Annotated in this window: 13 protein-coding genes and 3 pseudogenes; 12 read left to right on the top strand and 4 right to left on the bottom strand. The window is 40.2% G+C overall.

Annotated features, from left to right (window positions below; translation table 11 throughout):
* The 6 genes and pseudogenes from DW059_RS12835 to DW059_RS12810 all read left to right on the top strand — a co-directional run.
* Positions 1–2,567: pseudogene (locus tag DW059_RS12835) on the top strand (hypothetical protein); the annotation flags it as partial.
* A 48-nt stretch (positions 2,568–2,615) separates the two neighbouring features.
* On the top strand, positions 2,616–3,212 hold the full coding sequence (locus DW059_RS12830) for a hypothetical protein (RefSeq protein ID WP_117699065.1): 597 nt from the start codon (positions 2,616–2,618) through the stop codon (positions 3,210–3,212).
* Between the two features lie 287 nt (positions 3,213–3,499).
* Positions 3,500–5,007: pseudogene (gene abc-f / locus DW059_RS12825) on the top strand (ribosomal protection-like ABC-F family protein).
* Between the two features lie 35 nt (positions 5,008–5,042).
* Complete coding sequence (locus tag DW059_RS12820; RefSeq protein WP_117699064.1) at positions 5,043–5,423, top strand: DUF4186 domain-containing protein; 381 nt, start codon at positions 5,043–5,045, stop codon at positions 5,421–5,423.
* Between the two features lie 57 nt (positions 5,424–5,480).
* A complete protein-coding gene (locus DW059_RS12815; RefSeq protein ID WP_117699063.1) occupies positions 5,481–6,926 on the top strand; it encodes an alanine/glycine:cation symporter family protein in 1,446 nt (481 codons plus the stop codon).
* A 78-nt stretch (positions 6,927–7,004) separates the two neighbouring features.
* Positions 7,005–8,360: a sodium-dependent transporter gene (locus tag DW059_RS12810; RefSeq protein WP_117699062.1), complete on the top strand. Its 1,356-nt coding sequence runs from the start codon at positions 7,005–7,007 to the stop codon at positions 8,358–8,360.
* Positions 8,361–8,500: 140 nt separating this feature from the next.
* Here the strand turns inward: DW059_RS12810 and DW059_RS12805 are convergent, their stop codons facing one another.
* Positions 8,501–10,147, bottom strand: coding sequence for a SulP family inorganic anion transporter (locus DW059_RS12805; RefSeq protein WP_117699061.1), 1,647 nt, complete (start codon positions 10,145–10,147; stop codon positions 8,501–8,503).
* 357 nt (positions 10,148–10,504) lie between these two features.
* Here DW059_RS12805 and DW059_RS16760 point away from each other — a divergent pair, with 357 nt between their 5' ends.
* The 3 genes and pseudogenes from DW059_RS16760 to DW059_RS12795 all read left to right on the top strand — a co-directional run bounded on the left by DW059_RS16760 (position 10,505) and on the right by DW059_RS12795 (position 11,893).
* A complete protein-coding gene (locus DW059_RS16760) occupies positions 10,505–10,633 on the top strand; it encodes a hypothetical protein (protein WP_256385520.1) in 129 nt (42 codons plus the stop codon).
* A 20-nt stretch (positions 10,634–10,653) separates the two neighbouring features.
* On the top strand, positions 10,654–10,746 hold the full coding sequence (locus DW059_RS17390) for an MscL family protein (RefSeq protein ID WP_330408422.1): 93 nt from the start codon (positions 10,654–10,656) through the stop codon (positions 10,744–10,746).
* A 200-nt stretch (positions 10,747–10,946) separates the two neighbouring features.
* Positions 10,947–11,893 (top strand): annotated as a pseudogene (locus DW059_RS12795) (tRNA dihydrouridine synthase).
* 78 nt (positions 11,894–11,971) lie between these two features.
* Here DW059_RS12795 and DW059_RS12790 read toward each other — a convergent pair.
* A complete protein-coding gene (locus DW059_RS12790; RefSeq protein ID WP_117699060.1) occupies positions 11,972–12,424 on the bottom strand; it encodes a metallophosphoesterase family protein in 453 nt (150 codons plus the stop codon).
* Between the two features lie 360 nt (positions 12,425–12,784).
* Here DW059_RS12790 and DW059_RS12785 point away from each other — a divergent pair, with 360 nt between their 5' ends.
* The 3 genes from DW059_RS12785 (at position 12,785) to DW059_RS12775 (ending at position 14,878) form a co-directional block, all read left to right on the top strand.
* The gene (locus DW059_RS12785) at positions 12,785–13,234 is read left to right on the top strand and encodes a hypothetical protein (protein WP_117699059.1); all 450 of its coding nucleotides are present in this window, start codon (positions 12,785–12,787) and stop codon (positions 13,232–13,234) included.
* Between the two features lie 57 nt (positions 13,235–13,291).
* On the top strand, positions 13,292–14,125 hold the full coding sequence (locus DW059_RS12780; RefSeq protein WP_117699058.1) for a deoxyribonuclease IV: 834 nt from the start codon (positions 13,292–13,294) through the stop codon (positions 14,123–14,125).
* Positions 14,126–14,215: 90 nt separating this feature from the next.
* On the top strand, positions 14,216–14,878 hold the full coding sequence (locus DW059_RS12775) for a hypothetical protein (protein WP_117699057.1): 663 nt from the start codon (positions 14,216–14,218) through the stop codon (positions 14,876–14,878).
* Between the two features lie 2 nt (positions 14,879–14,880).
* Here DW059_RS12775 and DW059_RS12770 read toward each other — a convergent pair whose 3' ends face one another.
* Entirely contained in the window at positions 14,881–15,717 is an 837-nt protein-coding gene (locus tag DW059_RS12770; protein WP_158552125.1) for a pyridoxamine kinase, read from the bottom strand.
* A complete protein-coding gene (locus DW059_RS12765) occupies positions 15,714–16,313 on the bottom strand; it encodes an ECF transporter S component (protein WP_117699055.1) in 600 nt (199 codons plus the stop codon). The genes DW059_RS12770 and DW059_RS12765 overlap by 4 nt, the downstream gene beginning before the upstream one ends.
* Positions 16,314–16,537: the final 224 nt, after the last annotated feature.

Here is a 16,537-nt window from a genome sequence, read left to right as displayed (position 1 = left end):
TGCTGAATAATGTTATTTTTACGAGAAAGCAATATATAACTATATTAAGAAATCAAGGTGTTTTAGAACGATGGTATTCGATGGAGGAGAAAAAAAGTATTGTTTTTAATTTGTTGACGAGTATTGCACCAAATTTAGATGTTGAGGATATTTCTTTTATTGAAAGACATGCTTTTAGTGATAAAAGTGATGATGAGCAGTTTATGCGATGTTTTCTTCATGATATAACACAGGAAAGTGATGAAATGTTTGAACTTCGGATGATGTTTTATGAACATTATCCGAAGTACGCAAAAGAAATTTATATAGATGTCAAAACAATGATGAATCAATTTGAAGGGAGAACGATACGGCTTATTTCATTTTTGCTAAAAAATAAAATTAAAAGTCAAGGGAGATATGTATATCGTTACGAGGAAGAATTAGTGGATTCAGATAATTCTTTTTTAGTGGATAACGGGGAATATATACTTAAAGAATTGCTTCAATATATACCAAAGGAGTGTGGGTATGAAGTAAAGTATGGCGATTGGTCAGGAGTACATATGTATAAAAGTAGTATTGAAAGGACTTGTGTGGAGTTAGTTAAAAAGGCGACCATAGCTTTGTGCTACAAATCTCCAGAGTATTTTTGGAAATGCTATGAACCATATATGGGGCAGGGGTATTATGTGTTTAATGAAATTATTCTAACAGGATTGACAGTTGTGTCTCCTGAATATAGTAATCGGATAATGCGTTATCTCTGCAGTGATATGGACAAAAATATTTTTGATTACACGAGTGGAGCAGAAGATGAATTAGGGCTTGTAAAAGAGGTTCTAAAAATTCATGGGAATAGTTGTGATAAAGAAGAATTATTAATGATAGAAAATGCAATTTGCCGATATATTTCTCCAAAGGCGTCTGAATGGTATAAAAGAAGAATTGAGCAGAATGAACGAAAAGAATGTCAACCTGTGTATTGGAGTTTTTGGGGAGATTTGCAGTATGAATTATTACGATATTTACCAGAAGAGAGAATTAGCAAAAAAGCAAAAGAATTATTGCGTATACTAGATAGGCGTTTTCATAAAGAACCGTTGTGCTATTATAATAAGAATGGACATGCGGGATGGAGAAAGTCTCCTGTTTCAGGTAAAAATATTAGTAGGGGTCAGTGGCTTCAAATTATTACAAACAACAAGTTGAAGAATCGAGATGGTCGTAGATGGATTGAAGTAGAAGGCGGATTTATTGAAAGTTCTTATGAAGCCTATGCAAGTGATTTTCAATTGGTGGTAGAACAACATCCACAGGAGATGATAGAACTTGTTTTAAAGAATAAGGAACGAGTGTTGCCTGCTTTTGTAGATTCGCTGTTTTTAGGAGTGGAAGTATCGGAAAAGTTGGATGAGGTTGATTCTGTAGTTATAGAGAGGTTATTGGTTGAATTTCCGTGTGACATGAAAAGTTATAGGGCTTTGTATTTTTGTAAGATAGTTGAAAAAATAAGTAATGTTAATTGGTCACCGGAGGTAATGGAACAATTAATGAATATTGCTTTGAGACATTGCAATCCAGAATTAGATAACCCAATGGTAACAAATTCAGAAGATAAAGAAATGAAGAGTTGCAATATGTTGCATAGCAATGCATTAAACTGTGCGAGAGGCAGTGCAGCAATGGTGATAGGACATTTGCTCTGGGAAGATCAGGAAGCGTTTTTACGATTTAAAGATGTTATTGAAGGATTGATGAAAGATGAAAATCCTGCAGTGCGTTTTGCTTCATTGTATGCTTTATGGCCATCTTATAATATTGATAGAGAATGGGCTGCGGAAAAGATATTGCATTTGTATGAGTCAGACATTCGAATGGCAAGTTTTTGTGATTCGAAAAATATGTTCTTTCTCGTATATCCCCAATATAAAGAAAGAGTTATTCGCATTATCGAGAAATGTTTTGAATCTGAAGATAAGCAACTTGTAGAGTTAGGAGGATATGCTGTCTGCGAATTTTATATACGACATAATGAATTTGAAGCAACTATAATGGCTGTTCAATCTAAAAGTGAAGAGCAAATCAAGGTTATATTAGATATGGCTGTAATTTATTTGAACGTCAATGATTATCGAAATAAAGCCCAAAATATAATACTTACTTATAAGAACGTTGATGCAGATGTAGAATTTCCATTAGCCAAAATGTTTTATGATAAGTATGTTGATGCCGAGCGTGATAAAGTGTTTTTGCAGGAATTTATGAAAACTAAAGTAAGTAGAAGGTTGGTAAGGGCATTTGTTCGTTATTTGGAGGAAAGTGCAGTTTTTGTCGTTGATTATGCAGATATTATAATACAGCTTTGCGAGAATGTTTTAAAGATGGAGATTAAAGAGTTGAGAAAACAATGGGGCATAGAAAATGAGCTTTCAAAGTTGATTATTTCTTTATATGATAAGACCGCTAATTCTAGTAGAATGACAGATAAACAGATCGCTGATAAGTGTTTAAACTTATGGGATATCATGTTTGAAAGACAACTTGGATCAGTAAGAGAAATTAGCAGACAATTGATGGAACGGTAAAGAGAGAGAGGGAGCCAAAGAAAATATAGAAATGCAGGTGATAAAGTTATGTTAAAGTTAAAAGAAGGATATCATGTCCCATTTCCGGAGAAACTTTCGGAAGGATATGAAATGGAAGAAAATAGTATCGTTGCAAATGTGGGAGTTGACAAATTAGAAGAGGTAATACAGCATTTTATTGCAATTAAGGATGAACCATTATTTTTTATTCTTGAATTGCCGGCTTCTGGTGAAAAGGAGTCACCAAAAGCTTCGGGAATTGTGACAGCACTTCATAAAGACATTTATTATATTGATGGATGTAGTGTTGATGCGGCACTTATATTATTTGAAAGAACAAAAGATTTGCTGTTAGCAGATGGAATGTGCCAATTTGGCTTTGGATGCCATGAATCACATGATGAAATAATGGTTGAGAAGTACAATGTTGTTTCTATATATAGTCAGGATATAAAAAAATATAATGATTTTTATGAACCACATAATATTAGAGAAGCAGAAAATTTCATTACAGCCTGGGATACATTTTCACTGGAACATCCGGGTTCATCGGAGAGGATAGAGAAAAATGGAAAAACAGTATACGATTTACCGGAATTGTTAAAAGAGTGGGGAATCTATTTAGCTGAAACTGTCGAAGAGTAGCAACTGAGAAATTTATGGCATGGTTAAAAAATGCTCCATTGACAATCACCCCACCCTGCCGTATACTAACCCTAGATTTAATTTTGAAGGGAGAGTGTCCAATGAGAAAATAATTGACTTTTGAGAGCATGAAGATTTTAACTGCGGTAATCGTACCGCTATTTCGTGTTGCCAAAAGTGGATTATGTTCTCATGACCACTCTTTTTTTGTTGCACTTAATTAGCATATTATAAGAAACTGCTGGTGACAGAACGTAACCACTATTTGGTGACAGATAGGAGGCTATATGTCACAGATTAGAGTAAATCATTTAACATTTGCATATGAGGGAAGCTTTGATAATATTTTCGAAAATGTTTCTTTCTCTATTGATACGGACTGGAAACTTGGATTTATCGGAAGAAATGGAAAAGGAAAATCCACGTTTTTAAATTTACTGATGGGAAAATATGAATATACCGGTTCTATTACTTCGAATGCCGTTTTTGATTATTTCCCATATGATATTTCAGAGGAAAAATGGGAATTTCCGGCGGCGGAATTTGTAGAAGAATTCAAGGCAAATCTTGAATTGTGGAGAGTTTATGCGGAGCTTTCGAAGCTGCAGGCAGATGCAGAAATCATGTATCGGCCATGGAAAACACTAAGCTTTGGAGAGCAGACCAAAGTTATGTTGGCAATCCTGTTTTCGCAAGGAAATGATTTCCTGCTGATAGACGAACCCACCAATCATCTGGATGATGGGAGCCGGGAAATGGTAAAACAGTATCTTGCATCGAAAAAGGGCTTTATCCTTGTTTCCCATGACAGGGATTTACTGGATGCCTGCGTAGACCATGTGCTGGTGCTGAATCGCAGTACCATTGAGGTGCAGGCGGGCAACTTTTCCTCCTGGTGGGAAAATAAAGAGAAGAAAGACAATTTTGCAGTAGCGGAAAATGAAAAGCATAAAAAGGAAATAAGTAAGCTCAACGAAGCAGCAAAGAGAGTGCGCAACTGGTCGGAAAGGAGCGAGAACAGCAAAATCGGTTTTGACCCCATAAAGGAAAATGACCGGAGCATCAGCACCCGGGCATATATCGGTTCGAAAACCAAGAAAATGCAGGCAAGAGTAAAGCAGATGGAGCAGCGGATACAGACTGAGATTGCGGAAAAAGAGGGATTGCTGGTGGATTTAGAACAGCCCATTGATTTGAAACTGAATCCCCTGACACATCATAAAGAAGTACTGGTGTCGGCATATCAGTATGGTTTGCGGTATCAAGATGCCGATAAAATGCTGTTTGAAAACCAGACCTTTGAAATCAGAAACGGAGACCGTTTATTTATCAGTGGAAAAAATGGAAGCGGAAAGACCAGCCTGATAAAAGCAATTTTAGGAGAAAAAGAAAATTTTTTGGAACAGGGAGATTTAAGAATTGCGTCCGGAATAGAGATTTCTTATATCAATCAGGACACTTCGCATCTTAGAGGAACCGTGCACTCTTTTTGCATGGAGCACCAGTTAGAGGAAAGTCTGCTTTGCAGTATTTTGCGGCAGCTTGATATCGGACGGGAACAATTTGTCAAAAAGCTGGAAGAATATTCCGAAGGACAGAAGAAAAAGGTAGTGATTGCAGCCAGCCTTTTGAAACCGGCGCATTTGTATATCTGGGATGAACCGCTGAATTATATTGATGTTTTTCAAGAATGCAGCTTGAAAATCTGATTCTTAAATATCAGCCAACTATGTTGGTGGTAGACCATGATGTGCGGTTTCGGGAGAAGATTGCAACGAAAACAGTCTGGTTGTAAAATGTAACTATAGTTTAGAAAAGAGGACCCACCATATGACCAAAGAAGAATGGTACCGGCAGCTTTTTGAACATTTATCAGCCTCTAAATTCAGAAGCAGCTTTCATTTAAAACAAAAAGATATTGCATATATAAAGGAAAAAGGACTGGATGTAATCCGGGAGCATGCCAGGGATTTTATTGCCAAAAGGGAGGCATCGGCAGTAATTCCAAACGATGGAAAGCAGACGCCCATGCGGGGGCATCCGGTTTTTATTGCCCAGCATGCAACGGCAACCTGCTGCCGGGAGTGCATTCGAAAGTGGCATAAGATACAGCCGGGGAAAGAACTGAGTCAGGTGCAGCAGGCTTATCTGGTGGATGTGATTATGACCTGGATAGAAAAAGAGTTGTCACATTATGATAGCCAAATGTGAAATTAAATGTTAAAATACCACAATAGGGTTATTACGAAGAGAGAAAGGTATTTTATAATGGTAGTTTCAATTATTGAAAAAGTGTATTCATTTTTATGGGGAGACTGGATTAAAATTCCGCTTCCGGGGGGAGGAAGTCTTGGCATTTCACTGCTGATTATTTTGTTAATTCCAACAGGAATTTATTTTACGATTCGGACAAAGTTTTTACAGATAAGACTGTTCCCGGATATGGTGCGGGCACTGGTAGCAAAGAAGGAGCATAAAGACAGTCTGTCAACTTTTCAGACGCTGATTGTGTCCACGGCAACCCGTGTGGGAATGGGAAATCTGGTAGGTGTAGTTGCAGCAGTGTCGGCGGGTGGAGCCGGAGCAGTATTCTGGATGTGGATTACAGCGCTGATTGGTTCTGCTACAGCGTTTATTGAAGCAACTCTGGCACAGCTGCATAAGGAAAAAGATCCGCTGTATGGCGGTTACCGCGGTGGTCCGGCATATTATATCCATCATTTTTTTGAAGAAAAGTCAGGAAAGAAGAAAAAACATGTGCTGGTGGCAGTGTTATTTGCCATATCCGGTCTGATTTGCTGGTGTGGAATCAGCCAGGTAATCAGTAATTCAGTGGTATCTTCTTTTGAAAATGCATTTCATATTCCACCCTTGTATACAACAATTGTTCTGGTGGCAGTTGCGGCAGTGATTGTATTGCGGAAAAATGCAACGGTAAAAGTACTGGATATGATAGTACCGATTATGGCAGTGTGTTATTTCTTTATTACATTATTTATTATTATCGTAAATTTCCGCAGTATTCCGGGCGTATTTGGCAGGATTTTTGAAGAGGCATTTGGTATCCGGCAGGTAGTATCCGGTGGATTTGGAGCAGTGCTTATGAATGGAGTTAAGAGAGGACTGTTTTCTAATGAAGCAGGTTCCGGTTCAGCACCTTGTGCAGCGGCAGCAGCGGAATGCGATAATCCGGTACGTGCGGGACTGACACAGGCATTGGGCGTATTTATCGATACGATTATCATTTGCAGTTGTACCGCTATGATTATGCTTATTGCACCGGAAAAGATAATTGCAGGAAAAGCTGGTATGGATTTGCTGCAGTCCACCATGCAGTATCATCTGGGCAGATTCGGAGTTATCTTTATTGCACTGACCTTATTTCTGTTCAGCTTTTCCACATTTCTTGGAATATTGTTTTATGCCAGAAGCAATGTGGCATATTTATTTGGAGATAAATGGATCTGGCAGACCCTTTATAAAGTCGTTGCACTGATTATGCTTTTTATCGGCGGAATTGCAACCTATACCTTCGTATGGGATTTAGGCGATGTGGGAATCGGACTGATGACGATATTTAATATCGGAATGCTGTATCTTATGGGGGGACAGGCATTGAAGGCACTGTCGGAGTATGAGAAAGAGAAAAAGACTGAAAGCGACAGTAATCAAAATCCAGCAGCGGGAATTATTTTTTTTGAAGAAGAGAAATAGTAAAAAAGAAGTAGTTATCAAAACCGGTGATTCCATGTTATACTAGGGAGAAAACTACAAAAGGAGAAATTTATAGTTATGGGTCGTGAATCATTTAAGTCCCGTATGGGATTTATACTAGTAAGCGCAGGATGCGCAATCGGAATTGGAAATGTGTGGAGATTTCCGTATGTGGCAGGACAGAATGGCGGAGGAATTTTTGTACTGTTTTATCTGATATTCCTGATTGCCATGGGACTTCCGGTACTGACAATGGAATTAGCAGTCGGAAGAGCCAGCAGAAAAAGTGCAGTTTTAGGATATAAGGCATTGGAGAAGCCAAATAGTAAATGGCATATTCATGGCTGGGTGGCAATTTTCGGCTGTTATATGCTGATGATGTATTATACAACGGTTTCCGGCTGGATGGTAACTTATTTCTATAAGTTTGTAAAAGGTGAATTTACCCCGGGAATGGATGCCGAGCAGACCGGAGCTGTGTTCAGCAATCTTTTAGCAGATCCCAAACAGATGGCATTCTGGATGATACTGACGGTTGTGGTGGGATTCTTTGTATGCAGCCGCGGCTTGCAGAACGGATTGGAAAAAATCAGTAAAGTTATGATGAGTGCATTGCTGATACTGATTATTGTCCTTGCAGTACACAGCCTGACACTTTCCGGAGCCGGCGAGGGATTAAAGTTCTATCTGGTGCCAAATATGGACAGTGTCCGGGAAGTCGGTTTGAAAAATGTAATAACCTCTGCCATGAATCAGGCATTCTTTACTTTGAGCCTTGGCGTGGCAGCAATGGAGATTTTTGGAAGTTACATGGGAAAAGACCATACGCTGGCAGGAGAAGGAGTACGTATCTGTGCACTGGATACCTTTGTGGCGATTATGGCAGGATTGATTATTTTTCCGGCATGCTTCAGCTATGGCGTGGAAGTAGGCGTAGGACCAAGCCTTATCTTTGTGACACTGCCAAATGTCTTTGTAAATATGGGTGGCGGCAGAATCTGGGGCGCACTGTTCTTCCTGTTCATGACATTTGCAAGCTTTTCTACGGTAATTGCCGTATTTGAAAATATCATGTCCTTCTGCATGGATATGTTTGGCTGGAACCGCAACAAAGCGGCACTGGTAAATGGAATCATTATTCTTATTGCCAGTCTGCCATGTGTTTTAGGATACAATGTGTGGAGCAATCTCCACCTGATTGGCGGAAGGGATGTGCTGGACAGCGAGGATTTTATAGTAAGTAACCTGCTGCTGCCAATCGGTTCTCTTGTTTACCTGCTGTTCTGTGTGACGAAGTGGGGCTGGGGATTTGACAACTACTTAGAGGAAGCAAATACCGGAAAAGGCATTAAGATTGCAAGAAGATTAAAACCATATTTCCAGTTTATCCTTCCGATACTGATTCTGTTTATTTTGATTCAGGGATTATTATAAAAGCGGAAAAAGTGTGTAATTGCAGGAAGCATATGCGATTGCATCATTAAAAATAAAGTGTGCACTGCGGCGTATAAGGTAGATGTCGCAAGCGACCGCCGCAGGCGCGAGAATGTGCCAAGGCACATTCTTTTTAATTTTTATTTTACCAGTGCTTCTGCATAATCCAGTGCATCCACAATATTGTGATGGAAATTTTCTTTTCCAACTAATTCAATAAAACCATCTTTTTCCATCACGCGCATTGGCTGCTCATTGACATGGGAGAATACCAGCGTGATATTTTTGCGTTTTGCACGGTTGGCAAGCTCATGGAGAGAACGCATTGCGCTGGCATCAATGGCAGGAACGCTACGCATACGGATGACAACAACCTTCGTATGATGGTTACTGTTGATATTAAGAATCTGGTCTGCTGCGGCGAAAAACATCGGACCGCAGATTTCAAAAACACTGATGGAATGCGGGATGTCACGTAGTTTTTCCGCTTCACCCGGTGTAATGTCAGGAGAATCTGTGTATTTCCATGCTTTGATATCAGCTGTTTCTGCCATACGTTTCATAAAGAGCAGAGCTGCTAATACAACACCGATTTCGATGGCAACCACAAGGTCGAAAAATACCGTTAAGAAAAAGGTTGCAACCAGAACGATGATGTCACTCTTAGGTGCCATCTTACAAAGGCGGAAGAAAGAGGACCAGTCTGCCATGTTAGCGGCAACTACTAAAAGTACGGCAGCCAGTGTTGTCATAGGAATCAGTGCAGCCAGCGGCATCAGCACCAGAAGAATAATGGTTAAAGTGATACAGTGGGTGATTCCGGCAATCGGAGTACGTCCACCGTTTCGGACATTGGCAGCAGTTCTGGCAATGGCTCCGGTGGCAGGAATTCCGCCGAAGAGACCGGAGAAAATATTTCCAAGCCCCTGTCCCACTAACTCAGCATTGGATTTATGGGTATCGCCAATCATACCATCGGAAACAACAGCAGACAGTAAGGACTCAATTCCAGCTAAGATTGCAATGGTAAATGCCGGGGACAACATTTCCTGTACCAGCTTCATGGAAAGGGATGGAACATGAAAACCTGGAAATGCAGAATTTAATTCCCCGTAAACACTTCCGATGGTATTGACCGGAAGCTTGGCAAAATAAACCACTGCTGTTGTTACGATAATCGCAATCAGAGACCCCGGAATCTTATCGGTAACCTTCGGCCAGAGCAGCATAATTGCAACAGCCGCAATGCCAATCAGGGTTGCAGTCAGGTTGATGGAGCGGATATTTTTTGCATATACAATTACTTTATCTAAGAATTCAGAAGGAACAGAGGCAATATCCATACCGAAGAAATCCTTTAACTGTCCTACAAATAAAGTAACTGCGATTCCACAGGTAAATCCGGTGGTAATGGTATAGGGAATGTATTTAATCAGGGAGCCAAAACGGCAGATTCCCATAATCACTAAGATAATACCGGCAAGAATGGTAGCAACAATCAGACCGTCGGTTCCATACTCTGCAACGATGCCATAGATGATAACAACGAAAGCGGCAGTCGGACCGCCAATCTGTACACGGCTTCCGCCAAAGAATGAAATAAAAAATCCTGCGATAATTGCAGTATAAAGCCCCTGTTCCGGACCAACACCGGATGCAATCGCAAGGGCAATCGATAGTGGCAGAGCGATGATGGCAACAATGATACCGGAAATGATATCCTTCATCAGCTGCTCCTTCGTGTAGCCCTTCATCACATCAAAGAGCTTTGGTCGTAGTTCGTTCATAATAAAATCTCCTCATTTGTTCCTTTGTTTATGGTGGAAGATGAAATTTCTGTTTTGTCAGGATATCTGCACAGATATTCTAGAATACAGCGAAAACTTCACCTTCCCCCACTAAACACGCAATTCAAAAGTTTAGCACTCTTATAGTCTTATTTCAATGACAAAATCCAATTTTCAGCCATTTGGTCAACAAATTTGAAAAAATAAAATTTTTTTGGAAATTTTAAAACCTCATCCATTTTTCATCCGTCTAGCAAGTGAAAGGAGGAAGAGCAATGCATGAGATGGAAACTTTTATAATGATGGCAAAAGAGGATATCAAAAATCAGAAGTTTACATAATGGAGTAGACTATAGTATGGTTTTTGATTATAATTATTATATTAGTAACAATGGTGATACAAAGGCAGCTTTTGGGAATGATTTTAAGAGTTACTATATGCATTATATGTCCAATGGAAAAGCAGAAGGAAGAACTGCTAAATAGTGTGCCAGGAACAAAGGAGAATGAAGATGTGGAAAGAGTTTAAGAAGTTTGCAGTAAGAGGAAATATGTTAGACCTTGCAGTCGGTGAGATTATCGGTGGTGCTTTTAATTAACTGGTAAGCTCGCTGGTAGACAATGTAATTATGCCGATTCTTAGTCTTGTAGTTGGAAGACTGGATTTCAGTAACTGGTTTATTGCACTGGAAGCAACACGCTGTCCACATTGTACAAGCATGCTTGAAATCGAAGGGTAAGATAAAAAGCAGAATTTGAAAACAGAATTGAAAAATAAAATAAAAAACAGGATGTACCAATGAAACTATATTTAGCTCCCTTAGAGGGAATTACAGGATATGTATACCGGCAGGCTTACCATGCATGCTATGAAGATGCCGACAAATATTTTACACCATTTTTAGCACCACATACGAAGCGGAGCTCAATGCCAGAGAAAGAAATGATTTAATCCCGGAGCATAATGCCGGCATGTATACCGTACCACAGGTGCTGTCAAAGAGCGGAGAAGATGTGGCAGCAATTGCAGAAGAGCTGAAAGCATTTGGCTATCAGGAAATTAATATCAACGCCGGATGCCCTTCCGGAACGGTAGTATCGAAGGGAAGAGGTGCCGGACTTTTAGATGATGAAAGAGCCTTGCTTCATTTCCTGGATGAAATGTTTGAAAAGACGGATGCAGAGATTTCCATTAAGACAAGACTTGGCATGGAATATCCGGATGAATTTGAAGGCATTTTAAAAATATACAATCGTTTCCCGATAAAGGAGCTGATTTTACATCCCCGTGTCAGAGAAGATTATTATAAAAATAAGCCGGATTGGACGATGGTAGAGTATGCACTGGAGTACAGCAGGAATCCGCTGGTTTACAATGGAGATATTTTTACAGTGGAAGATTATGAGCGGTTTACAGAACGTTTTCCAACGATAGATGCCATTATGTTAGGGCGTGGTGTTATAAGAGACCCGGCACTCATAGAGAAAATCCGCTCCGGTAGCACAATAGACAGGGCTGCTGAATTAAAGCGGCTTTATACATTTCACAATAAGCTGGTTGCCGGCTATCAGGAAGAAATGTCCGGGGAGAAAAATGTCCTCTTTAAAATGAAAGAATTGTGGTTTTATCTTGGCACACAGTTTACCGGAATTGAAAAACCGTTGAAGAAGATAAAGAAAGCAAACAGCCTGATAGAATATCAGGCTGCTGTTTCAGAGATATTTTCAACTGGTGCTGGAAAATAACCGAAAGAGTCAAATGACATAGAATCATGATGTAATATCAATTGATATGCAATAAAAATTATCACACGATATAAATTGCTATTCGGTATAAATGGGTGAAATAGAAACATCGTCCCCATCCAAAGTCAGAATAGCGATAGTACAGGAGGAACCACTGCGGCTTCGACCGGCACTGCCCGGATTGATGAAAGTAGTGGTTCCCCTTTTGCTTACTTCATAATGGTGGGTATGCCCGGTAATAATAAAATCTGCTTCCGGTTGTGGATAAGGCAAATCGCTTTTCTTATGGATGAGATAGAAAATCTTCCCACCAATGGGAGCCGCCAGAGTCTCCGGCAGATATTTCGTCCATTCGCCCTTGTCACAGTTCCCCTTGATAATATAAAGCGGAACATGCAGTTCTTTTAAAGTTTCATAACATTTGAGACTTCCAATATCTCCTGCGTGCAGAAGATAATCACAGCTTTGCAGCTCGTCTAAAAATGTATCCTTTAATACACCATGTGTATCTGATAAAATTCCAATTTTCATAAAATGTACCTTTTTGTATGTGTCCTATTAAATTGCGAGAGCGGGATTACTGGTTTGGGGTTACTTTTTCATTTTATAACGGTTATAATGAAATAACAAGTGTCCGATGATTGGGAGAGGGGAAAAGACATCGATAAATCATTGGAATAGAAAGAGAATTTGATTTACTTTAAAATGCCGTAGTTCTAAGACACAAGTTTTTCTTTTGACGATAAGAACAGTCTTTCCAATGTTTGACAAAAAACACTGCATTGTTCGCCGGAACGCGGATACCTTATGATGCTTGCTAGGGGCACTTGGAATTTCGTCTGGTAATAGGCAACGCTGGCACAGGGACGTGCCAGCGAGGTGCATTTGAGCATGGATGCGAATATGCACCGGTTGCGGAAAATATATATAATCATGCCGAAATGCTTAGTGCCCCTTCCAAGCATCATCTGGCATCCGTCTCCGACGGACGATGCAGTGCTTTTGGTCAAAGCAACGGAAAGACAGTTTCCCCATCAAGAAAAACCTGTGTCTAAGAACTACTGGCATTTCAAAGAGAAAAACAAAATTCTCTTTCTATTCCAATATTTAGAAATCCATTTCCCCATTTCCCAATCACCGAACCACGGGATAATTAGAATTTTTAGAGTCATTATAAGGATTATAATTTTTGGAACCCGTGCCAGCGAGGTGCATTTGAGCATGGATGCGAATATGCACCGGTTGCCGGAAAAGCCAATAAGCAGAACAAAATTCATAGTGCCACTTGCAGACGTTGTATCGCATCTGGCTTCAATGGACAGGCTGACACGGATGAAATAACAATAGTTTTATAACCCAAAATTGATTGAATGCAGGAAAAGGAAAAAGGAGAAAAATATGTTTCGAATCGGTTGCCATTTATCATCATCAAAAGGCTTCCTTGCTATGGCAAAGCAGGCAGAGGAAATCGGAGCCAATACATTTCAGTTTTTTACCAGAAATCCAAGAGGCGGTAAAGCAAAGGATTTAGATGTGAAAGATATAGCTGCATATCAGCAGTATGCTGCGGAGCATGGCATCGGGCAGATTCTTGCCCATGCACCCTATACAATAAATGCCTGCGGCAAAGATGAGAGGGTACAGGAATTTGCCAGAGAGACCATGGCGGATGATTTGCGGCGTTTAGAGGAGATACCGGACTGCAAATATAATTTTCATCCTGGCAGTCATGTGCAGCAGGGAGCGGAAGTCGGAATTGAAAAGATTGCAGGAGTCTTAAATGAAATCATGTGGCAGGAGCAGAAAACAACAGTGCTGCTTGAGACCATGGCTGGAAAAGGAACAGAAGTAGGAAGAAACTTTGAAGAACTGCAGGAGATTTTAAGCCGGGTAAAATATCCGGAGAAAATGGGAGTTTGTCTGGATACCTGCCATGTTTTTGATGGCGGCTATGATATCAGCGGACATTTAGAGGAAGTATTAGAAGAATTTGACCGCATTATCGGACTGGATAAACTGTGTGCCATTCATTTGAATGATTCGAAAAATGTACTGGGCAGCCATAAAGACCGTCATGAATGTCTGGGTGCAGGCAATCTGACCATGGATGCCATTGTGCGGATAATCAACCATCCGGCATTGAAAAAACTGCCGTTTTACCTTGAAACACCGAATGATTTAGAAGGCTATGCCAGAGAGATTGCCATGTTAAAAGCGGCAAGAAAGGCTTAGCTTAAAGGTTAAGATTTTCGGAAAAAAGAACGATATATCAGGTATAAGACGGCATGGAGGCAATTTTGTCTTAAAATTAGGAGGAGAAACATGATTCGTGTAACAGGAAATAACAGCCTTTTGATGAGTTCGCTGAATACGGACACAGACAATGATACAAAAGTGGTGGACTTGTTAAAAAAGAGCAGTGAGACAGAGAAGAGCAGCAAAACAACCGGGAAAAAGAGTGAAGAATATGACAGTGTCAAGAAGTCTGCATCCTCACTCAAAGCAAGTGCAGCAGTATTAAGTGAAACAGGAGAGGATTCCATTTTTGCCAAGGCAGAAGAAAGCGGAGATTATTCCGATTTGATTTCACTGATAGAGCGTTTTACCGGAGATTATAACAGTCTTTTAGAAAGCCTGTCAGACCTTGATACAGACAAATCTGCAAATTACAGCAAGGAATTAAAAAGCATTGTTTCCGGTCAGAGTGAAGCGTTACAGAAGGTCGGCATTACCGTAGACAGTAATGGAAAACTTGTAATAGATGAGGAAACTCTGAAAAATGCAGATAAGAAGGAATTAAAAGACCTGTTTCAGGGAGAAAATTCCGTTGCAGGAAAAGTTGCTGATAAAAGCATTTACATCGGAGCAAATGCTGCGGCTGACCAGTATGTGGACAGTTGTGCCAACTATACAGCAGGTGGTACATCCGCAGAATATGTCCAGATGGCAAATCTGATAGGCAGTTACTTAGACTCTCTTTCTTGAGATTAAAGTGTCACTAAGTCAGAAAGAAGCGGTTCAAAAATAACACCCTGCAAAGTATCATCCGAAAGCGACTGCGAATAGGAAATACAGGAAGCAATAAAATGAGCTGCCTGCATGGTACATTCTTGTAAGGAGAAGCCCCGTAAGGTAAGTGCCGATACAATACTGACGAAGATGTCGCCGGTTCCGGGATACCCCGGACCGGCTTTTTTCGTGGAAACAGTATCCACATTTCCGCTGCTATCGGAAATATAGTTAAGGAAAGTGTCGCCTTTTGGACAGCCGGTAATAATACATTTTTTCACACCTAGTGCATGAAGCTTTTTGGAAATGGCAGAAAGCTCCGAATCGGTGCAGTCATGCTCCGGATAAGGCGTATCTGTTAAAAGGCAGGCTTCCGTCAGATTTGGTGTGATAATATCACCCCGGGATACAAAGTCTTTCATGTGATTGCAGAATTCCGGCGTAATATGCTGATAGGCTCTGCCGTGGTCACCCATTACCGGGTCTATAATAAAAAGAGGTTTTTCGGTGAGAGAATCATAGTAATCGGAAATGGCATGAAGCTGTTCTTTTGCACCAAGGTAGCCGCAGTAGATGCCGTCCCAGTTCATGGAAAGAATATTCAGTGCAGCAAAATAATCCTTAAGCTGTCCGGTTAAATCAATTTTCAAGTGGGTAGGGAAACCGGTATGATTGCTGAAAACAGAAGTAGGCACAGGGATTCCCTGTACCTTACATGCACTTACCACCGGGAGGGACACGCTCATGGAGCAGCGTCCCACACCGGATATATCATTGATGATCAGAAGCTTTGGTGGTAAAGTATTTAATTTCATGCACATGCGTTTTCCTTTCCAAGACGTGGCAGCATATTAGATTTTGCCAGTACCGGACGCAGTGCCATGTATACAGCAGTCGCTACGATAACGGATAATACTGCATTGATGCTGGTTGCTGCAATGTTAATAGAAAGTGTAACTTCTGCTGCAGGTTTTCCTAAGATAACCAGTTTGTAGAAGTAGCCGAACAGTGGGTCAAATACAACGTTGAATAACAGTCCGCAGATACTTGCGATGACAACCCATTTGAAAATGTGCCTGCTATCTTTGGAAGTGGAAATTTTACCAATTTTGTGAGCAACCAGACCGGTAATCAGGCCGATGCAGAATTTTAAGATAAAAGTCTTTGGTGCGTATACAATGTAAATCGGGTCTAAAAGGTCGCCGATTGTCATACCGATGGCACCGCCAATTCCACCATAAACACCGCCTAATAATAATGCACCTAATACACATACCGCGTTCCCAAGGTGGATAGATGTGGCATCTCCGCCAGGAAGTGCGATTTTAATCTGTAAGAATGTGAATACCACATAGGAAAGTGCTGCCATAAGAGCAGTCAGTACAAGTTTGTAGATTCTTTCGTTTTTCATTATAAAGTCCTCTTTTCTTTCTCTTTGTTGCGGTTTATCATAAAACAGAAATGGCATTATAAAAACATCCAATTTTGATAAAAATGACCATGCCAGTTTAAAGATGAAGAGCAAGTTTTTTATGAATGTAATAATAAAAGAGTCCAATGGAAAGGCATATGGTAAGGCGTATAAATAAAAGTCTTTTCAATATGGTAAGGCGTATAAATAAAAGTCTTTTCAAT

The organism is Roseburia sp. AF42-8, from assembly GCF_003435965.1.
GTDB lineage: Bacteria > Bacillota > Clostridia > Lachnospirales > Lachnospiraceae > Roseburia_C > Roseburia_C amylophila.
This window is presented reverse-complemented; position numbering and strand designations above follow the sequence as displayed.